The 21356-nt window shown below is 62.6% G+C and carries 16 protein-coding genes; 6 read left to right on the forward strand and 10 right to left on the reverse strand.

What is annotated here, in order from left to right; all coding sequences use genetic code 11:
- Positions 1-3 precede the first annotated feature (3 nt).
- The gene (locus tag BUA36_RS06375; RefSeq protein ID WP_072782461.1) at positions 4-2589 is read right to left on the reverse strand and encodes a bifunctional aconitate hydratase 2/2-methylisocitrate dehydratase; all 2586 of its coding nucleotides are present in this window, start codon (positions 2587-2589) and stop codon (positions 4-6) included.
- Positions 2590-2792: 203 nt separating this feature from the next.
- On the opposite strand from BUA36_RS06375, the gene BUA36_RS06380 reads away from it, so the two are divergent.
- From BUA36_RS06380 to BUA36_RS06405, 6 genes are all read left to right on the forward strand, one after another.
- Positions 2793-4010 carry a DUF2252 family protein gene (locus tag BUA36_RS06380; RefSeq protein ID WP_072782463.1) on the forward strand — a complete coding sequence of 406 codons (1218 nt, stop codon included), beginning with the start codon at positions 2793-2795 and terminating at the stop codon, positions 4008-4010.
- 68 nt (positions 4011-4078) lie between these two features.
- Positions 4079-5164, forward strand: coding sequence for a catalase family protein (locus tag BUA36_RS06385; protein ID WP_208861859.1), 1086 nt, complete (start codon positions 4079-4081; stop codon positions 5162-5164).
- Between the two features lie 12 nt (positions 5165-5176).
- The gene (locus BUA36_RS06390; RefSeq protein WP_072782466.1) at positions 5177-5875 is read left to right on the forward strand and encodes a hypothetical protein; all 699 of its coding nucleotides are present in this window, start codon (positions 5177-5179) and stop codon (positions 5873-5875) included.
- Between the two features lies 1 nt (position 5876).
- Entirely contained in the window at positions 5877-7247 is a 1371-nt protein-coding gene (locus BUA36_RS06395) for a Dyp-type peroxidase (RefSeq protein WP_072782468.1), read from the forward strand.
- Positions 7248-7346: 99 nt separating this feature from the next.
- The gene (locus BUA36_RS06400) at positions 7347-7715 is read left to right on the forward strand and encodes a hypothetical protein (RefSeq protein ID WP_072782470.1); all 369 of its coding nucleotides are present in this window, start codon (positions 7347-7349) and stop codon (positions 7713-7715) included.
- Positions 7715-8365 (forward strand): DUF2459 domain-containing protein, encoded by a 651-nt coding sequence (locus tag BUA36_RS06405; protein WP_072782473.1) that lies wholly within the window; start codon positions 7715-7717, stop codon positions 8363-8365. The genes BUA36_RS06400 and BUA36_RS06405 overlap by 1 nt, the downstream gene beginning before the upstream one ends.
- Positions 8366-8367: 2 nt before the next feature.
- Here BUA36_RS06405 and BUA36_RS30925 read toward each other — a convergent pair whose 3' ends face one another.
- The 9 genes from BUA36_RS30925 to BUA36_RS06450 form a co-directional block, all read right to left on the reverse strand.
- A complete protein-coding gene (locus BUA36_RS30925; protein ID WP_072782475.1) occupies positions 8368-10245 on the reverse strand; it encodes an MFS transporter in 1878 nt (625 codons plus the stop codon).
- Positions 10246-10255: 10 nt separating this feature from the next.
- Positions 10256-11953: a beta-N-acetylhexosaminidase gene (locus BUA36_RS06415; RefSeq protein ID WP_208861860.1), complete on the reverse strand. Its 1698-nt coding sequence runs from the start codon at positions 11951-11953 to the stop codon at positions 10256-10258.
- Positions 11954-11988: 35 nt separating this feature from the next.
- Positions 11989-12909 carry a type II secretion system minor pseudopilin GspK gene (gene gspK / locus BUA36_RS06420; protein ID WP_072782478.1) on the reverse strand — a complete coding sequence of 307 codons (921 nt, stop codon included), beginning with the start codon at positions 12907-12909 and terminating at the stop codon, positions 11989-11991.
- Positions 12909-13520, reverse strand: coding sequence for a PulJ/GspJ family protein (locus BUA36_RS30185; protein WP_072782480.1), 612 nt, complete (start codon positions 13518-13520; stop codon positions 12909-12911). Before BUA36_RS30185 ends, gspK begins: the two co-directional genes overlap by 1 nt.
- 23 nt (positions 13521-13543) lie before the next feature.
- The gene (locus BUA36_RS06430) at positions 13544-14446 is read right to left on the reverse strand and encodes an SMP-30/gluconolactonase/LRE family protein (protein WP_208861861.1); all 903 of its coding nucleotides are present in this window, start codon (positions 14444-14446) and stop codon (positions 13544-13546) included.
- Positions 14447-14467: 21 nt separating this feature from the next.
- On the reverse strand, positions 14468-16078 hold the full coding sequence (locus BUA36_RS06435; RefSeq protein WP_072782483.1) for a glycosyl hydrolase family 18 protein: 1611 nt from the start codon (positions 16076-16078) through the stop codon (positions 14468-14470).
- Positions 16079-16195: 117 nt separating this feature from the next.
- A complete protein-coding gene (locus BUA36_RS06440; protein ID WP_072782485.1) occupies positions 16196-18856 on the reverse strand; it encodes a TonB-dependent receptor in 2661 nt (886 codons plus the stop codon).
- Between the two features lie 325 nt (positions 18857-19181).
- On the reverse strand, positions 19182-20096 hold the full coding sequence (locus BUA36_RS06445; protein WP_139260368.1) for a glycoside hydrolase family 18 protein: 915 nt from the start codon (positions 20094-20096) through the stop codon (positions 19182-19184).
- Positions 20093-21355 (reverse strand): glycoside hydrolase family 18 protein, encoded by a 1263-nt coding sequence (locus BUA36_RS06450; RefSeq protein WP_072782491.1) that lies wholly within the window; start codon positions 21353-21355, stop codon positions 20093-20095. Before BUA36_RS06450 ends, BUA36_RS06445 begins: the two co-directional genes overlap by 4 nt.
- Position 21356 lies beyond the last annotated feature (1 nt).

Below are 21356 nucleotides of genomic sequence, written 5' to 3' on the forward strand. Positions count from 1 at the left end.
GGATTAGACCTTGACCGTATCGGCGACAGCGCGGAACTCTTCGATCTGGTCGAAGTTCATGTAGCGATAGATCTTGTCAGCGTTCTGGTCGATCACGCCGATGTGCGACATGTACTCTTCCTTGGTCGGGATGCGGCCCAGTGCCGAGCACACCGCCGCCAGTTCCGCCGAACCCAGGTACACATTGGTTTCCAGACCCAGACGGTTCGGGAAGTTACGGGTCGAGGTCGACATCACAGTAGCACCCTTGCGGATCTGCGCCTGGTTACCCATGCACAGCGAGCAGCCCGGCATTTCCATGCGGGCGCCGGTGCGGCCCAGCGTACCGTAGTGGCCTTCGGCGGTCAGCTGTTGCGCATCCATCTTGGTCGGCGGTGCGATCCACAGACGCACCGGGATATCCGATTTGCCTTCCAGGACTTTGGACGCCGCGCGGAAGTGACCGATGTTGGTCATGCACGAACCAACGAACACGTCGTCGATCTTGTCGCCGGCCACATCAGCCAGGGTCTTGACGTCGTCCGGATCGTTCGGGCAGGCGACGATAGGCTCGTGGATGTCGGCCAGATCGATTTCGATGACCGCTGCGTATTCGGCGTCCGCATCCGGCGACAGCAGGTTCGGGTTGGCCAGCCATGCTTCCATGGCCTTGATACGGCGTTCCAGCGTGCGCTTGTCCTGGTAGTTATTGGCGATCATCCACTTCATCAGCGTGATGTTCGAGGTCATGTACTCGATGATCGGCTCTTTATCCAGGTGCACGGTGCAACCAGCAGCCGAACGCTCTGCCGACGCATCGGACAGCTCGAATGCCTGTTCCACTTTCAGTTTCGGCAGACCTTCGATTTCCAGGATACGGCCGGAGAAGATGTTCTTCTTGCCTTTCTTATCCACGGTCAGCAGGCCTTGCTGGATCGCGTACAGCGGAATCGCGTTGACCAGGTCACGCAGGGTCACGCCTGGCTGCATTTCGCCTTTGAAGCGCACCAGTACCGACTCCGGCATATCCAGCGGCATGACGCCGGTGGCGGCGGCAAACGCCACCAGGCCGGAACCTGCCGGGAACGAGATACCGATAGGGAAACGGGTGTGCGAGTCGCCGCCGGTGCCGACGGTATCCGGCATCAGCAGACGGTTCAGCCACGAGTGGATCACGCCGTCGCCTGGACGCAGTGCCACGCCGCCGCGGTTTTCAATGAAGGTTGGCAGTTCGCGGTGCATCTTCACGTCGACGATTTTTGGATACGCCGCAGTGTGGCAGAACGATTGCATCACCAGGTCCGCCGAGAAGCCCAGGCAAGCCAGATCTTTCAGCTCGTCGCGGGTCATCGGGCCGGTGGTGTCTTGCGAACCCACGGTGGTCATATTCGGTTCGCAGTAGGTGCCTGGACGGATGCCCTGGCCTTCTGGCATGCCGCAAGCACGGCCAACCATCTTCTGCGCCAGCGAGAAACCCTTGCCGGTGTCGGCCGGGTTCTGCGGCAGGCGGAACAGCGTCGATGCTGGCAGGCCCAGCGTTTCGCGCGCCTTGGTGGTCAGACCACGGCCGATAATCAGCGGAATACGGCCACCGGCACGGACTTCGTCAAACAGCACGTCGGATTTCACCTTGAATTCGGCGATGACAACGCCGTTCTTCAGGGCCTTGCCTTCGTATGGACGCAGTTCGATCACGTCGCCCATTTCCATTTGGGTCACATCCAGCTCAATCGGCAGTGCGCCCGCATCTTCCATGGTGTTGTAGAAGATAGGAGCGATCTTGGTGCCCAGGCAGACGCCGCCGAAACGCTTGTTCGGAATGAATGGAATGTCTTCGCCGGTGAACCACAGCACCGAGTTGGTCGCGGATTTACGCGACGAACCGGTACCGACCACGTCGCCAACGTAGGCCACCAGGTTGCCCTTGGCTTTCAGCGCTTCCAGCTGCTTCAGCGGACCGACCTTGCCTGGCTCTTCAGGATTGATGCCTGGGCGTGGATTTTTCAGCATCGCCAGTGCGTGCATCGGAATGTCAGGACGGGTGGTGGCGTCAGGTGCTGGCGACAGATCGTCGGTATTGGTTTCGCCGGAAACCTTGAACACGGTCAGGGTCAGGCTCTGTGGTACTTCCGGACGCGAGGTGAACCACTCGGCATCCGCCCACGATTGCAGCACGCCCTTGGCGCGCGCATTGCCTTTGTCGGCCAGTTCCTTGACGTCGTGGAAGTAGTCGAACATCAGCAGGGTTTTCTTCAGGCCTTCAGCGGCGACGTCGCCGACCACCGCGTCATCCAGCAGATCGATCATCGGCTTGATGTTGAAACCGCCCAGCATGGTGCCCAGCAGCTGGGTCGCCAGTTCGCGCGAAATCAGCGGCGAGGTTTCGGTGCCCTTGGCAACGGCGGTCAGGAAGGCGGACTTGACCTTGGCGGCATCGTCCACGCCCGCAGGTACGCGGTTGGTGATCAGATCGACCAGGAATTGTTCTTCACCGGCAGGTGGGTTCTTCAGCAGTTCCACCAGGTCGGTGGTCTGGGCTGCGGACAGCGGCAGCGGAGGAATACCAAGGGATGCACGTTCGGCAACGTGGTCACGATAAGCAGCTAACATAAGAGATCTCGTCAGGTTGATTGCAGGGCAGGCAATGAGCGACCGCCTGTTCTGAGCGCTATTGTACATCAACAACTCTTATATAAGACATATAATAGGAGACGCCACCGCAGTTTTTGCCACATTCGATGCACAAAAGCACTTGAGCTCTACTGTTGGGCTACGCACAGTGACGCCGGCGGAGTCCGGGCAGAATCGTGTTCATGGCAAAAACACCAACATACTCCTCCAGGCCATCTACCCTGCCCGCCCCGGAACAACGGCGCCCTTTGTTACTACGGCGACGCGACGCCAAAATGGCCAGGTCGCCGCATGCCTATGTACGGGGCAATACCGCACAGTATTACGACTGGCTGCACTCGCTGGCAGGACAACGGCTGCCGCGTGGGCCGGCGATCTGGATCTGCGGCGACTGCCACGTGGGCAATCTGGGGCCAGTGGCCGATTTCGACGGCAAGGTGCAACTCGAATTACGCGATTTCGACCAGACCACCATCGGCAACCCCACCCATGATCTGATCCGGCTTGGCCTGTCACTGGCAACAGCGGCACGGGGCTCGTCGCTGCCGGGCGTGGTCACAGCGCATATGCTACAGCACATGCTGCTCGGATACCAGCGGGCGTTTTATCCCGGCCACGATGGCCTGGTCGCCAAGCCTGGCGTGGTCAAGTCCGCGCTGCGCCACGCCCAGCAGCGGTCATGGCGCATGCTGGCGCGGGAGCGCGCCATCGACGTGCGCCAGACTATCCCGCTCGGCAAGAACTTCTGGCCCCTGAGCGAGGCGGAACGCGCCGCCATTGCAGAGCTGTTTGCCGACCCGCTCGTCATGGAGCACATCACCGGCAGCCGTGCTGTAGGCGACACCGACGCCGAGGCACCGCAAGCCACCGTGCTGGATGCCGCCTACTGGGTCAAGGGTTGCAGCTCGCTAGGCCTGCTGCGCTACGCGGTACTGGTGGATTTCAATGGCGCGCACTGCCTGGTCGACATCAAGGAAGCGGTGGCGGCCACCAGTCCGCGCTACCGCCGCATCAGCATGCCGCGCGATAACGCCCGGCGCGTGGTTGAAGGCGCCAGCCACCTGTCGCCCTCGCTGGGGCAGCGCATGGTGGCGCGCCGCTTCATGGAGCGCGGCGTATTCGTGCGCCAGCTGATGCCGCAAGACCTGAAACTGGAAATTGAGCAGCTCGATATCCATGACGCGGTACGCACCGCAAGCTACCTGGCCTACGTGGTCGGCCGCGCCCACGCCGCGCAAATGGACAGTGGCGTCCGCGCCCAGTGGCTGCAGGAGTTGATGGCCAATCCCGGCAAGATCACCGGCACGCCGGAATGGCTGTGGCAAAGCGTGGTGCAACTGGTCGCCAGCCACGAGGCGGGCTATCTGGAGCACTGCCGCCAGTACGCCATGTCCGCCTAAAGCAACGCCATTTTTTTAAACAAAAAAAGCACCATCGTGCGTTTTCAATCCCAACTACCGAGGAAATTGTGAGCCCCATACTTTACACACCAGACATTGAAGTCATCGATGAAGAAGAGCGCACACTCATCAACCAGATCGTTGAACAGATGGGCGCCACCTCACGCTGCGCCTTCGAACGCCACCGCCATGCACTGCGCGATGCCCATGCCAAGTCGAACGGCCTGCTCAAAGGGCAGCTCACGGTGCATGCCGATTTGCCCGACGAATTGCGCCAGGGCCTGTTCGCCCAGCCGCGCACCTACGACGTGGTCGCCAGGCTGTCGTCGGCGCCGGGCGATATCCATTCCGATGCCATCCCGGCAGCGCGTGGCTTTGCGCTGAAGATCATCGGCGTCGAAGGTGAGCGGCTGACGCCCGATATCGGTGGCCACAACCAGGACTTCCTGATGGTGAACTTCCCTGCCCTCGCCTTCGGCACCATCGCCAAATACAAACGCATGCTGACGCTGCTGGAGGCCAATGCCCATGCGCCCGACACCTTCCAACGGCTGGTGGCCGGTACCGCCCACGGCGCCAAGCAGGTGGTCGAAGCATTGGGCGGCACGCCGGGCGCTACCCTGGACGGACTCGCGCGCGACAATCACCATCCGCTGGGCGAGACCTACCATACCCAGGCCGCCATCCGCTTCGGCGACTACATCGCCAAGCTGGCACTGCATCCCAGCTCGGCCAGTGTGCGCCAATTGACCGGCCAGCCGGTGGACGACATCGCCTACGCAGGCATGCGCGATGCAGTCGCAGCACATTTTGCCCAGCACGGCGCCGAGTACACGCTGTCGGCTCAGCTATGCACCGATCTGGCCAGCATGCCGGTGGAAGATGCCGCTGTCACCTGGCCGGAACATGCCTCGCCGCACCGCCCGCTTGCCACGCTGCGCTTCGCGCCGCAGTCCACCGCCCATCCGGCGCGCCAGGTCTATGGTGACGACGTCTTGTCGTTCAACCCATGGAACGGCATCGTTGCGCACCAGCCGCTTGGCGGCATCATGCGTATCCGCCGATTTGCCTACGAACGCTCCACTGCCTTCCGCCATGCGATGAACGCGCAGCCGCGCGTTGAGCCGGGCCAGGCTTCCGATATTCCCGATTGAAAGGACACTCCCATGACTGACCACAGTACCGACCCACGCCTGGCCGACGAATCGGCCCTGCAAGCCATCCGCCGCAAGATCGACGCGGTCGCCCATGATGCACCCCACCTGGCGAAAATCGCGCTGGAAGCCCTGGTGCGCAAACATAACCCGGACCTCAAGGGCAGCGCCAGCTCCGCCGGGCGCGCGGGCAAGCAGTCCGGCAACGTCTCCGAACTCACGGCCATCGCGCCGCTCAAGCCTGGCGGCGCCGAGCGCCTGCGGCGGATTTTCGACCTGACCAACGGCAATATGGATGGCGCGCAGCGGGTCTCCACGCTGCACGATATGCGCTTCGTGTTCTTTGACAACGATACGCGCATCCTGTTCGCCACCACCTACGACGGCGACTGGGACAGCTACATCAACGACTTCGCTACCAAGATTCCGGAATTGATGGATCTGCTGTTTGCCAATATCGAGGGCTGGCCTGGCATCGACAGCCCGGCCGTGAAAGACTTCATCGCCGGCCATCAGATTGACGCGGCGGGCTGGTTTGTCGCCAATCCGCAGGTCACGGTGGTGGACACCCGCCGCTTCCAGCGCATGGACAAGGCGCTCAATGCCTTCCTTGACCAGATGTCGCGCCAGCCGCCGCAGGACGAAGCCACCCGCCAGGCACTCAATCAGTTGAGTACCGCCTTGTCCCAGCCGAAAGGAGTGGATTACTGATATGGCTTTCCTCACCGATCTCACAGCGCGCTTCAAGCGCGAACACGTCACACTGGCGCTCGATGATATCCAGGCCCTGATCCTGCGTTCCCGCCCGGAGCCATATGTCGGCCTGCATGCCATGCTGCATATCGACGACGCCGAAGGCGGACGTGACCTGATACGCCGCATGGCGGAACACATTCCATCAGCCGCCGGCTGGACCGATGACCGCGAAGCCTGGATGGGCATGGCGCTAAGCTTCCAGGGCCTGAAGGCGCTGGAAGTGCCGCAGGCTTCGCTGGACAGCTTCCCGCTGCCGTTCCAGCAAGGCATGGCGCAGCGTTCCGAGCAGCTGCGCGATGTCGGCAGCAACGCACCGGAGCACTGGGACCCGGCATTCCAGCCGGGCACCTGCCACCTGGCGCTGACGATTTATGCGCGCGACCAGGCCGCGCTGGACGTGGCAAAAGCCAAGGCCATGGACGAACTGGGCCGCTCGCACGGCGTCACGCTGGTGGCACAGCATGCTTTCGGCGCCGACGCCGATGCCAAGAATCCGTTTGGCTTCCGCGACTCCATTTCGCAGCCGTCCATCGCCGGCAGCGGCATCGCGCCCACGCCTGGACAGGAACGCGCCATCGCCGCCGGAGAGTTCATCCTGGGTGAAAACAGCGAAACGGGCGCGCCGGTGGCCATGCCTGATCCAACCGAGCTCGGCCGGAACGGCTCTTTTGTGGTGCTGCGCAAGTATCAAAGCCAGGTCGGCGCCTTCAATGACTTCATCCGCAACCAGGCGAGCAGCGAGGCCGACGAAGAATTATTGGCCGCCAAAATGGTCGGCCGCTGGCGCAGCGGCGCCCCGCTGGTGATGTCGCCGGACCACGACGATGCCACCCTCGGCGCAGATCCCGGCCGGAATAACGATTTCGATTTTTCCAAGGACCCGCGCGGCCTGCTGTGTCCGCACGCCGCGCATATGCGGCGCCTGAATCCGCGTGACAGCCAGCTGACCATCCTCACTGACATCAATATCCACCGGATCATTCGCCGCTCCTCGACCTTTGGTCCCAAGTGGCAGCGCAGCCTGACGGCGCAAGATGACAAGGGCGACAGCGGCATATTTTTCATTTTTATCAGCGCCCGTGCCTACGACACCATCGAGTTCTTCCAGCAGGAATGGATCAACCGCGGCAACTTCATCGACCTCGGCGAGGAGCGCGACCCGCTCGTGGGGCTGCAGGAGCCGCCAGGCAGTTTCACCATTCCGGAAACGCCGGTGCGCCGCCGGATAGACGGTGTGAACACCTTCAACCGCCTGCGCGGCGGTGAGTACCTGTTCATGCCGTCGCTGAGCGCGCTGCGCTGGATAGGAAATGCCGACTGGCGTTAAGTAGGCAACGCCAGCCTCCACATTCGCTTGAGGCTGGCCGCCGTTGCGTATATGCTAAACAGCAGGATGGCGGCCCACAAACCAGCGGGAGAGCTCGAGATGACGGAAATATTGAAGCCCAATCAAGAGAATCAAACGCCAGAGCCGCCGGCCATACCGTTCCGCACCCTGCTCTACCGGTTCATCTTCTTCGACTGGCTATTCCGCGACGTCAATGCGGCACGTAACCGGTTTGAGCGCCACGCGGCGCTGCAGCACAACAAATACATGAGCCGCTACCTGCCGGTCTACCTGCGCCGCTGGAGCATGCTGGCCACGTTCGACTTCGGGCTGGGATTTTTGTTTGAGCGCGGTTTGCAGGCCACCATGCTGTCGGCCTGCTTCTTCACCTGGTCATGTATGACACTGGCCGGCATGGCAGTGATTGTGGTAGCGTGGGTATTTCTGACCTTCGGCCGTTTTTCTTGATGCAATCAATCCAGCAGTGCTTCCTCTTCGCCTTCACCTTATTCCTGACCGGCTGTGCCGGCACCCCGAGCCGGGCTGACCTGCCGGCAGAAAAAACGCCGTACACCGTGCATGTGGTGCAGTACGGCTGGCATACCGCGCTGCTGTTTGACGGCCCGTCCTTCCTGGCCCGCAGCACCAAATTGGGGCACGATTTCAAGGACCACAAGTACATGCTGGTCGGCTGGGGCGATGGCGAGTATTTTGTGGAAGACCACCCCAGCATGGGCCAGGCCGTCAAGGCGCTGGTGGCGTCCGACTATCCTGCCTTGCAGGTAGGCGGCCGCGAGACCAATCCACCACTGGGCGTGGCAGCCGGAGACAGCGTCGCGCTGGCAGTCACGGAAAGCGGCTATGCGCAACTGGTTGCCTACGTTGACCGCAGCATTGCCGCCGATGCGGACGGCAAGCCGGTTTACCTCGGCAAGCAGGTGGCCAACCTGAACCTGTTCTACAAGGCCACCGGCAATTACAGCATGTTCAACAACTGCAACTCATGGCTGGTTGGCGCGCTGCGGGCCGCCGGCTTGCCGGTATCGGGCATCAACCTGACTGCCCGCAGCGTCTTCGAGCAAGCCGAGCGCATTTCTGCGCTCCAGCGGCAGAAGTAGTTCTACGTCTTCCCCGGCCGCGCAAACAGCTGCTCGATTTCTTCCAGCGATTTGCCCTTGGTTTCGGGCAGGAAGAAGGCCGATGTCACGAAGTACACCACGGTGCAAGCGGTCCAGAACAGGAACATGAGGTGGAAGCCGTAATTGCCGACGATCGGCAGGAAGGCGCCTGCAATCAATGTTCCCGTGCCCTGGTTAATCAATAGCGCGACGCCCATGCCGACCGAGCGTATCCGTGTCGGCATCAGTTCGGACAGCGCCAGCCACACGCACACCCCAGGCCCGATCGAGAAGAAAGCGATAAAGCCGCCGATGCACAGCGCCGCCAGCAGGCCGGTCGCGCGGCTGGGTGTCGGGCCGACGCTGGCGCGGACGATCTGCAGCGGCAGCCGTTCCGCAGCAGGGCCGGCGGCCTGCACCTGTACATGCTGCGCCGCATACACGCGCCGTGCCGCATTCAGCGCGTCACGCGATGCCGGCGGCAGCGTGGCAATCAGCTGCTGCGCCTGATCTGCAGCCGCGGCTGCACCGCGTCCACTCCAGGCCAGCTGCGCCTGCTCCAGCAACGCACGCTGCGCGGCGGGCAGCGCCTGCAGCTCCGACCTTGCACGCGCCAGCACCGCCAGCGATGCATCGGTCGGCGTATAGGCTTCCGCGACTTGCTGATGGTCGCCGTATTGATACAGGATGCTCAGTTGCACCGCACCCTGGCCAGCCCAGCGCGCATCCGCCAGGTTGAAATCCAGACGGTTGTCCTTGACCAGCGCCGCCACGTCGGCGCGCACGTCAACCCGCTGCGACTCAAAGCGGTAGAACAGCACCGCCAGCAGACCTAGCGACACGATAATCCCGCCCGTCCCCAGCTTCAGCAGGAATACCCTGCCCTTGCGTTCAACCAGTATGATCGCCACCACCGTCATCACTGAATTGAGGATCTTGATAAGCGTGCCATAGCCCGCCGCCGAAACCGGATCGAGTCCGGCTTTTTGCAAAATGGTCGACATGAACTGCAGCACCGAATTGATGCCCGTCGCCTGGTTGCAGCCGAGGATAATGCAGGCCAGGACGAATGGCAGCACATAACGGCGTTCAGTCAGCATCTCCGTCAGCGCCGTAAACGGCGACGTCTTGGGCCGGGCGCGCTCCGCCGCCAGCGCACTGCCGATATCCTCAAATTCCGCCGCTGCGGCCGGCGGTGGCAGCAGGCGTGCCAGCGCAGCGCGCGCTTTTTCTGCACGCCCATGGCGTATCAGCCAGCGCGGCGACTCCGATACCAGGCAGCAGCCCAGGAAAAACAGGGCGCCCGGATACATCACCGTCAGGAACATGCTGCGCCACGCATGGTCGGCCGCCGCGACGATGCGCTGCTGGTCGCTGCCTGCCGCCTGGATTTCCAGCTCCGCGTTGCCCAGATAATGGTTGCCGACGAAAGCCGCCAGCACAATCCCGCCCGTGAGCATGAACTGGAATACCGCCATGCCGCGCCCACGCTGGGTCGCGGGCAGGCATTCGGCCAGATACAGGGGCACCACCACGGCGATCACGCCACCGCTGGTGCCCTGCAACAGGCGGCCCAGCAACAGCGGCACAAAGGACTGCGACAGATAAATCACGGCCACGCTGCCGACAAACATCAGCGCGCTCATCACCATCATGGGTTTGCGGCCCAGCCAGTCGGCCAGCGCGCCGGCCACCACCGAACCCAGAATCGAGCCGCCCAGCACCGCCGCCACCACCAGCGACAACTGGCTTTCCGACAGGCTGGTGGCACGGTTCAAATAAGGCAGCGCCGGATCAATGATGCCGATATCGATTCCGTACAGCAGGCCGGCAAGGCCGCTGACCACGGCCAGGAATATCTGATAACTCTTTTGCGACATGGCGCTCCTCTCAGCGTGGCCAGCGTGGGCCGTCAGCAGTACGGTAATTGACGTCTTGTACGTCCAGACGCTGCAGCGACGACGGCAGGCGCTGCTGGAAGCCGCTGTAGTCCTTGCGTGGTTTCGGCGTCCATAACACTTCCGCCATCGCCAGCAGGCGCGGCCAGGCCATGTACTCCACCTCGCGCGGCCCGTTCATGTATTCGGTCCACAACTGCACCTGGCTGCCCAGCACATGCCCGGCCAGTTCCGGCGGCATGGCCGCAGGCAGCGGGTCGTAGGCATAGATGCGCTCCAGCGTGATGACCGCACGCGCTCCCGGCGGTTCGCGGTAGCCCTCTGTGTTGGCCGGGATCTGCGCGTAATCGAGATAGGTTTCGCGCTCGGGCGTCATGACCACATCGTGCCCGGCGCGGCTGGCGTTAAGGCCACCCTCCTCGCCGCGCCAGCTCATGACCGTCGCCCCCGGCGCCAGGCCGCCTTCCAGAATTTCGTCCCAGCCGATCAGGCGGCGGCCATGCTGCGAAAGATAAGCGTCCATCTGACCGATGAACCAGCTTTGCAGCTGATGCAGTGCGGGATGTTCGGCAGGCTTGCCTTGCGCGTCCTGGTAATGCTGGATGTCTTCCAGCGTGGCCGATGCCGGCACCAGCTTCAGCGTCTTCATGCGCGCCAGCGCCGCAGGAGATTGCGCCCATTCGGTCTTGGGACACTCGTCGCCGCCGACGTGGATGTACTGGCCGGGGAACAGCGTCAGCACCTCGTCCATCACCTGTTGCAGGAAGCGGATGGTGTTGTCCTCTGGGCTGAACACTTGCCGGATCACGCCCCATTCACGGCCCACTGCCAGCCGGGTCGCCGGCTGGTTGCCCAGCTCAGGATAGGCGGCAATCGCCGCCAGCGCGTGGCCCGGCATCTCGATCTCCGGCACCACGGTAATGTGGCGGGCCGCCGCATAAGCCACCACTTCACGGATATCCTCTTGCGTGTAGTAGCCGCCATGCGGCTGGCCGTCGTAACGCAGGCCCGGTGGATCGCCGGGACGCGGCGTCAGCTGGGTTTCGCTACGCCAGGCGCCCACTTGCGTCAGCAGCGGAAAGCGCTTGATTTCGATGCGCCAGCCCTGATCGTCCGTCAGATGCCAGTGAAATACGTTCATCTTGTTCTGCGCCAGCAGCTCGATGTGTTTGAGTACAAAACTCTTGGGCATGAAGTGCCGTGCCGTGTCCAGATGGCTGCCACGCCAGCCAAAGCGCGGCTGATCCTCGATGCGGACGGCAGGCAGCTGCCAGCGGCGCTGTACTTGCGCCTTGCGGTAGATATCCGCTGGCAGCATCTGGCGCACCGTCTGCACGCCGTAGAACAGGCCCGCCGGTTCTGCCGCGGTGATGGTGACCCCATGCACGTCGCTGGCGAGGCGATAGCCCTCTTTGCCCAGCTTGGCCAGTTTCTTGTCCAGTTTAAGCTGGATGACATTGGTCCCGCCAGCCGTCGCCAGAGGCAGATCAAAGCCCGTGGCCGGACGCAGATAGTCGCGCAGCATCTGCGCCTCCGGCCGCGCCGCGCCATCCGCAACGATGCGCGTGGCGGAGGTCAGCACAAACTCGCCGGCATTGCGCTGCATATGTGCCGGCAGCGGCACGACCTGCTGCGCATATGCTGCCCCCATCATCCCCAGCCAGCATGACACCACAATTTGTAAACGCATACTCACCTCAAACGTAAAATGAAAACACCGGCCAGTCATTCCTCGCGGGACCAGACCAGCTCAATGGCGGCCGCGCTCCCACGCGGCCGGTAAAGCAATGAAACGGTATTCAGTTCAGCATGCGCCAGCCGGATATTGCCCTCGACCAGAAAATAGTCGCTGCGCAAACCGGCCTGCACGCCATCCAGCACCGAGCCATCAGGCAGCGCAGCGCGAAATTCCGCCATACTGCGAAAATACGCCTGGCGGCGGCGCTCCGCCAGCTGGCGCGCCTGCGCCAAGGACAGGCGCGTGGCGGCGGCCAGCAGCTCCGGCGCCGCCGTTTCCAGATTCAGTTCGGCAGGCGCAGGCAGCAGAATGATGAAAGCTGCCAGCGCGGCCAGCACCGGCGGCGTATAGCCTGGCACGCTGGATAATTCATCGATACGCTTGAGCGCCACCTGGCGCCTGGTACTGCCCTCACCCGGCTGGCTGGCAGCGATCACCTGCGCAGTGCGCAAGGCCAGCGCCGGATCAAGCTGCAGACTGGCCAGCAAGCGCTCGTACAGGCGGACTTCCGGCAGGTTCAGCGTGCTGCCGTTGGCCAGGTTGGCGAGGTTGTAGCGCGACTGCGCATCCACCAGCCGGCTGGTAATGCTGGCCGCCACCGCATCGCCTGGATCACGGTCGAAGTAGCGGTCCAGACGAATTTCGGCGGGCTGCGTATTCCAGACACCGTCCAGCGTCGTCAGTTCGGGGGAGCGCTGGCCATCGTCACGCAATATCTGCCGGCTCCAGTCCAGGCCCGCGCGTTGCACCCACTGCGTCTGCACATGCAGGCGCTGGTTTTCCATCATGCGGACCTGGACCTGCTGATGCCAGAACAGGCTGGCGACCGCGCTCACCGCCAGCGTGGTAATCAATAACGCAGTAACCATTGCGATGCCGCGCTGACGGCGGCTGCCACCGTGCTGCATTAGCCTGCTCCCAGCATGAACATCCGCACCAGCGGGGCAACGCTGCCGGCCGGGTGCAGTATCACCTGCAGACCAGGTACATCCGCCGACGGTGGTCTGACCACGCGCCGGGTACGTATTCTCACGCCACCAGCAGCCGCGATGGGCTGCCATGCACCGCCGCTCCAGGTTTGCAGCTCCACTGCCGCCACCTGCTGGTCCAGCGCGGCGCCGGCCTGCGGCGCCACACCGGCAATTGCCGCCTGCCAGGCAGCTCGCAGCTGCTCGATATCACGCGTGGCGGCCGAGGTACTGCGGATCAGCTGAGCGCCGTCGGTGTGATAGACCACCACTTGCATCTGATCGGCACCGCCGTCAACAACGACACTACGCAGCATCACCAGCCGTCCCGGCGCGGCGGACAGCGTCGGCTGTCCATCCAGCGCCGCGCTTCGTACCAGCTGCGCGCAGTCAGCCTCCAGCTGGGCAAAGGCCAGCTGGTGTCCGCGCATGGCGTCCAGCTGCGCGTTCAGTGCCATGCGCGAAGCGAGTATGCCGTCCAGCGCGCGCCACCCCATCACGGTCATCAGCGATAGCACCAGCATCGCGGCCAGCAGCTCGATCAGCGACATGCCGTCTGCGTGGCGCGGGTGACTCACTGGCGGCCTTGTATGCGCTGCCACTCCAGGCCGGGACGGTCAACCCGGAATTGCAGTAGCCGCTGGTGTTCGACCTCGGTCACATACACCGTGCGGCCATCCGGACCGCCGAAACACAGATTGCTGGGCCGCGCGCCGGGCAGACGGATTTCCTGCAGCAGCACGCCGCCCGGTGACAGCTTGGCGATCGTGCCCTTGCCAAAGCGGCTCACATACAGATTGCCGTCCACATCGACGCGCATGCCATCCATGCCAAAGTCCTCAAAGCGGTGCAGCAAGCGCTTGTCCGTCAATGCGCCACCCGCCCCCACCGTGAAGGCCCAGATCAGCTTTTGCACGCTCTCGTTCACGTACAGCGTGCGGCCGTCGGGGCTCAGATCAATGCCATTGGTGGTGCCCATGCCATCCGCCGCCAGGCTGACCTTGCCGTCCGTGTCGATGCGCCACACGCGGCCAGTGTTATGTTCCCAGTCAGGATCGCTGGCATACAGCACGCCGTCCGCAGTCATCGCCAGATCGTTTGGCTGCGTCATCTTCGCCTCATGGGCGTACAGCTGTGGCAGGCTGGAACCCGGGGCGATGCGAAACACATTGTGCCCAACGTAGTCGGCCACATACAGCGCTCCCTGGCGGTCAAACCGCAGGCCGTTCGGCACGGAGGCGCCGGGCAACTGCGCAAACACGCGCCCGGCGCCTTGCGGCGTGACGATGCCGATGGTCTGCTGGCGGCCAAAATTGACCGCGTAGATATTGCCTGCCGCGTCCACCGCCGGGCCTTCTATCCCGGCGGTAAAACTGCGCTCGGCTGTCAGCGCAGTCGCGACATACAACTCCTCGGCCATCGAAGGCGCGCTCCAGTTCAATCCTGCCGACAGCAAAACCACCATCATGCACCGCATGCATTACTCCTTAAAATAAATTCAATGGCCCAGCACCTGCAGCTCCTTGATCGACCCGCTCCATGACGAAGCGCCGGTGCGTCCCGCCACCCGCACCCCGGTTACGCCGCTGATGCCGGTGCCGCTAAAGGTGTAGGTCACGCCACCAGCCGATGCGCTGTTCGGGTAGGCCGGGCTCACAGCCCACCCAGAGTCTACCCAAGTCGTACCGTTGCTTGTGTACTGCAAGCTCAATCCGGCTTCAAAATAGCCGTTGCCATAAGTGTCAATTACGCCGTTAATGAACTTGGCCGATGAAATGGTCTTGGCCGCTGCGAAGGTCACGCCAGCCGCCTGCCATTTCTGGTTTCCGCCTTCCCCCGCGCCGTTGAGGGTCAGGCTGGTGCTGGTGTTGCCGTCATTGACTGCCGCCGCTGCCGCCTTGTTGGTGTTTGCGGTCGAAGTGGTATTAGCGGTCCACACGTAACCACTGCCGGAGGTAGCGATGTTGCTATCTGTTGTACCGCCGCCACCATTCCCCAGGCCTGCCGACACCGCACTCCAGAAAGTCCCATCTTCATAGCCCATGGCCCAGACGCTGGTGCCGCCCAGCGCATAGGTGTTCACCAGCGCGGCCTTGGCGGTAATGCTCTGCGCATCGTCATACCAGAGCACCGGCTGTTTGGTGCTACTGCTCCATCCGGTGCCATCCGGCTGCTGCACCACGGTGCCCCAGGTAGCGTATGGCGTTGCCGATGGCGTGTCGCGTTTTTTGGTAGCGCCATGGGCCGCAATGACATCGTTGTAGCCCGAGACGCCGTTCGCGCCCTTCCAGTAAGCGATAGCGCCCGTACTGTAGTCATAGCCGTAGGTCGGCAGGCCTTGCAGCACCTTGGCCGCCGGCACGCGCGATACCGCATAACTCAGCTTGGCCTGCATCCAGTCCAGGCCCACTTCCGGTCCTGGCCAGGTAGCGGAGCTGGAGGAGGACCAGCCTGGCCCGACTTCGTCATACGTCATGAGCTGGAAGTAGTCCACCGCCGCGCCGATGGCCGCATAGTCATAGCCCGCCAGGTAAGCCGGCTGGCCGTCTCCGCTCATCGGCGGAATGCTGATGATGAGTTTTTTGTTCTGGTTGTGCAGCGCCGTCGCCAGTGCGCTGATGAAGGACGACATCTGCGTCTTCATGGCAGGCTGCACGGCTTCAAGGTCGATGTCGATACCGGCAAAGCCATTGTTGACCGCCAGGTTGACCAGGCTGGTCACGGCAGCCGCACGGCCGCTGGCGGTGGCCAGGAAGCCATTGCTTACCGACGGGTCAAAGCCACCGTAGGAATTGCTGTAATCCGACACGGTGGGATACAGCGGCAGGCTTTTGCTCTTGGCGAAAGTGATGATGCTGTTGGTGGTGGCTGTAACACCGCTGCTGTCGATGCTGCCGTTGGCCAGCATCGCATACGATGAGCCCAGGCCGACCGCCGACAGGCTGCCGTAATACGCCTGCAAATTGGTGTAGGACTGGGTCAGCTGGCCGTCGGTATAGGCCAGTACGAAAGCGCCGGCGGATGCATCGGCGCTCAGTACGGCGGCGGCCAGTGACAGGGAAGCGGCCAGGGTGCGCAGCCGGGACGAAACAATTTTGGTAGCAATCACGAAAGTCTCCAGGTTGAGTATTCATCAGGAACGACTGGGCGAGTTCGCCCCACGGCGGTCCGCGTACGAACCGCCGCTTGCTGCATTACCACGGGTTGAATCAGACTGCCGGGGCGCTTACCACTCGGTGCCCAGGCGAATGCCGAACATGCGCGGATCGTTGTACGACGCCACGGTGAAGGTCTGCTGCGGGCCGCCGATACCAGCCCAGGTCTTGGCACGTACGTCGCCCAGATTGCGAACATACAGTTCGGCGTGCCATGGGAATTTCGAGCCGCCCGGTGCGCTCAGGCGCAGCGAGGCGTCCACCTGGCTATAGGCCTGCTGGGCATCGGACAGGTGCGGCGTATCGAGATTACGCAGCGAGAAATACATCTTGTCCTGCCAGCGCCACTGGATCCAGGGCGACAGCGACCAGCCGTCGTTGAAGTAGAAGTCCTGCGAGAAGCTCAGGTTCAAGGTCTTGGGCGGCGAATACGGCAGGTGGTTGCCGACCACGTTGTAGGGACGCAGTTGCGCCAGCGACGGATCGGTGCCGGTGTAGTAGTCCGGGCATGGCGTCACGCCTTGCGCGGCGCGCGCGGTGCAGCCGATGTCGTCGCTGTAGGTTGGATAGTCCGCAATCTTTGCGCTCAGCAGCGAGGCCGAGTAGCTGATGCGCGCATCACGCCATGGGCGGTACTGCCCTTCCAGCTCCAGGCCCTTGATGTCGGCGCGGCCCACGTTCTGCGTCGACCACCAGCTGATCACCGCATCGCAAGCCGGATGGTCGGCGTCGCAGGTGCGTTTGCTGCGGCCAACCGTATGCTGGCCGGTGACCTGCATGTCCTTGTAGCGGCTGTAGAACACCGTGGCAGACAGCGTCAGACGGTCATCCAGCAGCTTGCCCTTGTAGCCGAATTCCAGATTGGTGACGGTCTCAGGGCGGTACGGCAGGAAGGAATACTGCGGTCCCGGTGGGCCGGAGGCGCAATCATACGGCTTGCCGTTGGCATCGAGTTCGGTGCCGCACAGATTGAAGCGGTCATTGAAACCGCCCGCCTTGTAGCCGGTCGACAGCGAGGTGTACACCATGTTGCGCGGATTGATCTGCCAGGTCAGACCCAGGCGGCCGGTGGTTTTGCTCCACGACTCGGCGTGGTTGCTGATCGACGAGGCAGCAGGAAATGCGCTGCTGCCATAGTAAGCGCCCATGCCAGGCTTGAGCAGGCTGGAATTGACGCCCGTGTAGCCCGGCGTGCCCGGACCGCCGGGATCGAGGATGCCATTGAAGTAGTCCTTGCCATACGCTTCCCAGAACTGGCCATTGTTATCGGCCCGCGAGTCCTTGCTCATGCGGACGCCCGCCGTGAAATTCCAGGCCGGGACGAACTGCCAGTCGGATTGCGCAAACGCTGCCTTGGATTCGGAGCGGCGGTCGGGCTGATGGTAGAAGTTCGCGTACGGATAGCCGCTCGGTCCCTGATTCAGGAAATCCTGGCCGAAGTCGATGCTGTTCTTCTCCTTCATGTAGAACAGGCCAGCTACATAACGCAGCGAGCCGAAATTCTGCCGCAGCTGCAGCTCGTGCACGTCGGATGCAAACCGGGAGCCCAGGGTATAGGTGGCGTTGTCCACCACCGGCCAGTGATCGCCGCCGGCCGCTGCGGTCGCGTTGACATCCGCTTCGATATTCTGGTAACCGGCATCGCTATCCTGCTGCTGGAAACGGCGCTGTACCGCGTGGGCATAGCTATATTCGATGTCGGTTTGCTGGTTCAGATTCCACACAATATTGGAGCGCAGCGTGCGGATCGACATATCGGTCACGCCCGGCACGTTGATGGCAACGTCGTATTTACCGCCTTTGCACGCGTAAGGCGTGCCCGCCGCCTGCGCGCAGTCCTTGAGCGCCAGATCGCCTGCATCATTGTTCTGGTAGGTTTCGTAAGAGACTAGCCATTGCAGGTCTTTGTTCACCTTCCACAGGCCGGACAGGCGAGCGGCCCACTGATTGCGGTTGGTGTAGTAGTCGCTCTTGTCGAGTTTGCGGTTGAGGCGCTGGTCGGTATCGGGAATGCCGTCCGCCGGGAAGCCTTTCGATGGCATGTTGACGTCGTACTTGTCCTGCGTCTGATTGATCCAGCCGTCACGCTTGACGCCCATGGCAGTGAAGCGCAACGCGAAGTCGCTGGTGACGGGAATGTTCTGCACCACGCTGAGCTGGCGGTGGTTGTAGTTGCCCAGGTCCAGTTCAACACTGCCTTCCTTGCTGCCAATCACAGGCTTGTTCGGAATGACGTTGATGCTGCCGCCGGTCGAGTTACGGCCAAACAGCGTGCCTTGCGGGCCGCGCAGAATCTCCAGCCGGTCCAGGTCAAACAGCAGCGCCAGCGCGCCCTGCGGACGCGGCGAATAAATACCCGCAACGTGCAGGCCAACCGCCGGGTTGCCGATCTCGGTGAAGTCGGAATTCGATACGCCGCGAATCGCGATCTGTACCCCGGAGCTGCCGTCCACCGCGCCGCCCAGCTGCAGGTTGGGCACTTCGCCGGACAGCGACTTCACATTGAGCGCGCCTTGGCGCGTCAGGTCTTCCTGGGTTACGGCCGTTACTGCCACCGGCGTTTTCAGCAGCGACGTGCTGTAACGCGTTGCCGTCACCATCACCTCCTGAATGGTATCGGCGGACTTGGGTTTGCTGGCCTCCTCCTGTCCGTAGCCTGGTGCGGCCAGCATGGCCAGCGCCCCGGCAACGGCAGAACTGATGAGGGTTTTCCTGCGGTTCAAATCAAACATGCTCTTTCCTCTTGTTGTTTTGTTGATTGAAATCCTAACTGCTCTTGTTTGCGTTTATTTGCATCCGTGGTTCAACACTAACACTGCCTTTGTGGCCGCAACAAACCTGCGCCCACATCATCATAAAAATCATAAGCTTCTGAATTGATTGACTATTTCTACTTACCTCTGACACTGCACTTACACTTCCTTACGGAGCCGCCGTATGTGCCCTGATGGTCGCCGCCATCGCTCCGAAAAACCTGCATCTCTTTACAATTCATTACAGAGCTGCTGTGCCGTGCCTGCAACACGCAAGCACGTCGGCACAGCGCCAGACGCCCGCTCATGGCGCTGCGGCCTGCAGCACCATCGGTCCGATCTTGCGGGCAAACGGCCAGCCCTGACGTTCATCCGTCGCCAGTTCCCAATTGAAGGCGCCGCGCAAGTCAGGATGGCGGCGCTGCAGTTCGCGCCAGGTGCTTGCCACCTGTGCATCGCTCATGAAATTGGCAGCGTTGTTGATGCCGAAGCCCACCACCACATGCGATGCGCCGAGCAGCTTGACCCACTGGTCAACGTTGGCGATGACATACGCGGGGTCGGCCAGATTGGGGCCGTCGTAGTACTGCGGCGCACAGTAGTCGAGCGCACCCGCGTTCAGCATGTCGCGGCAGAAGCGCTGGTCGATGGCGCTCCACGGCGCCGGTGGTGCGCTGATAATAAAGCCGGGATACATGCGTTTGAGTTCAAGGCTGATCCAGATCATTTCGGCCGTATCGGGGCGCTGGTTGGCCTGGAAGGTATTCCAGTCCAGGCCATCAATGCCGCCGAACTGGCGGTGCAAGCCGGCGATGCTGGCTATGAAGGCGCGCGATTTGGCGCGGTCGGGAAAACTCATGCCGTTGCCGTCGCCGCCGACCGACAGGATGATCTTGCGGCCCTGCACCCGGCGTACATACTGGAGATCGTCCTTGAAGTGTGCGGCGGCGCCACGGCCATCCCCGGGTGACGTCCAATACACGGCGCCAGTACTGCCGGGTGCACCGCCCACCGGCCGCGCGGCAAACAAATACACCAGGCCATAGTGCGGTTCGATGTCACGCAAGCGCACCGGCGCCTCGTACCAGCCGGGATAATAGCCCGCCAGAATCCGCGCCGGCAGGCCCGCCGGTGTAGCGCCCTGCATGCCAAGTGCCGCACCCACCGCAGCAACCACGCCGGCAATACAGACGCCGGCGACAACGTGTTTTAATCTCACTGGCGTACTTCCTGCATCGCGCGCGACAACGAGAAGGCGGCATCATCCTGGTCCAGTGACCAGGACATCAGGCCGCGCAGGCCTTGCTTGCGCACATACGCCGCTTTTTCGCGGATCACGCGCGGATCATCGTAGGTCCAGAAAGTCCCTTTATCGTAGGTCCATAACTGTCTGGTGAGCGGATGATAGAAAACTTTCAGGCCGCGCGCTGCGATGGTTGAATACTGTTCCGCGCCCTCTTCGAATCCCTGCGCCGCACCGGTCGCCGGCTGATACAAGCCGTTGTTGGCCGGACTGACGCCGCTCCAGCCACGCGCATAGAACGGTACGCCAACGACGATTTTCTCTGCCGGGACGCCCGCTTTCATAAAGCGCTTGACGCCGGCATCCACGCTACGCGGGCTGGCGTCGCCGCTGGCCGGATCGGAGTAAAGGTTGGACTGGAAGCCGGTCGGCCCCTGCTTGCTCCACGCGCCGTGGAAGTCATAGGTCATCAGGTTGATCCAGTCCAGCGAGCGGCTATAAGCAGCGGGATCGGTATGGCGCATCTTGTCGCCGGTGCTGTTGATGGCGGCGGTCAGCAGATAGCGCTTGCCATTTTCCTTGCCCAGCGCATCGAGCTGGCGGCGGAACTCCTCCAGCAGCAATGTGAAATTGGCCTTGTCGTCCGGGCCGGGATGTTCCCAATCCAGATCGATACCGTCGAACACCGCAGCAGCCGCACCGATGCCGCCATGGCCGTCCAGCTTGGGCAGATTGCCACGCAAATAGAGGTTGATGCAGGACGAAACCAGAGCACTGCGTAGCGCCGGCGTCGCCGCACCAGCCGGGAACTGATGCGACCATTCGCCGCCGCCCAGGGCCACCAGCACTTTGAGCTGGGGATGGCGTTTCTTCAATTGCGCCAGCTGGTTAAAGTTACCCGCCAGCGCCTGCCCTGGCCGGTCGGCGCTGCCGTCCACCGATTCATCGGCCGTAAAGCGGCGCGCATAATCCAGCGTCGCGTTCATGCCGTTGGCCGTGTCCTCGCTATCGCGCCCACTGTCGCAACGCACACCGCCATCCGGCATTTTGTAGACATTTTCAAACGCATACACCAGGTAGGTGTAGCCCGCTGCGGCCCCGGACTGGTCCAGCTGTTTGAGCCGGAAGCCTTTGCCGATGCTCCAGCCGGTGTAGTAGGAACCCACTTCGGCGGCGTGAGCGCCGCCAGCCAACAGGGCCGCTGCGATGGCCAGACAGGATAAACGTGTACGCATA

This window comes from Duganella sacchari (genome assembly GCF_900143065.1).
Classification (GTDB): Bacteria; Pseudomonadota; Gammaproteobacteria; order Burkholderiales; family Burkholderiaceae_D; genus Rugamonas; species Rugamonas sacchari.

Excerpts from the sequence above, each read along its gene's own strand:
- BUA36_RS06375 (WP_072782461.1), bottom strand. The coding sequence starts at position 2,589 with ATGTTAGCTGCTTATCGTGACCACGTTGCCGAACGTGCATCCCTTGGT.
- BUA36_RS06380 (WP_072782463.1), top strand. The coding sequence starts at position 2,793 with ATGGCAAAAACACCAACATACTCCTCCAGGCCATCTACCCTGCCCGCC.
- BUA36_RS06390 (WP_072782466.1), top strand. The coding sequence starts at position 5,177 with ATGACTGACCACAGTACCGACCCACGCCTGGCCGACGAATCGGCCCTG.
- BUA36_RS06395 (WP_072782468.1), top strand. The coding sequence starts at position 5,877 with ATGGCTTTCCTCACCGATCTCACAGCGCGCTTCAAGCGCGAACACGTC.
- BUA36_RS06400 (WP_072782470.1), top strand. The coding sequence starts at position 7,347 with ATGACGGAAATATTGAAGCCCAATCAAGAGAATCAAACGCCAGAGCCG.
- BUA36_RS06405 (WP_072782473.1), top strand. The coding sequence starts at position 7,715 with ATGCAATCAATCCAGCAGTGCTTCCTCTTCGCCTTCACCTTATTCCTG.
- BUA36_RS30925 (WP_072782475.1), bottom strand. The coding sequence starts at position 10,245 with ATGTCGCAAAAGAGTTATCAGATATTCCTGGCCGTGGTCAGCGGCCTT.
- BUA36_RS06415 (WP_208861860.1), bottom strand. The coding sequence starts at position 11,953 with ATGCGTTTACAAATTGTGGTGTCATGCTGGCTGGGGATGATGGGGGCA.
- gspK (WP_072782478.1), bottom strand. The coding sequence starts at position 12,909 with ATGCAGCACGGTGGCAGCCGCCGTCAGCGCGGCATCGCAATGGTTACT.
- BUA36_RS30185 (WP_072782480.1), bottom strand. The coding sequence starts at position 13,520 with ATGTCGCTGATCGAGCTGCTGGCCGCGATGCTGGTGCTATCGCTGATG.
- BUA36_RS06430 (WP_208861861.1), bottom strand. The coding sequence starts at position 14,446 with ATGCGGTGCATGATGGTGGTTTTGCTGTCGGCAGGATTGAACTGGAGC.
- BUA36_RS06440 (WP_072782485.1), bottom strand. The coding sequence starts at position 18,856 with ATGTTTGATTTGAACCGCAGGAAAACCCTCATCAGTTCTGCCGTTGCC.
- BUA36_RS06450 (WP_072782491.1), bottom strand. The coding sequence starts at position 21,355 with ATGCGTACACGTTTATCCTGTCTGGCCATCGCAGCGGCCCTGTTGGCT.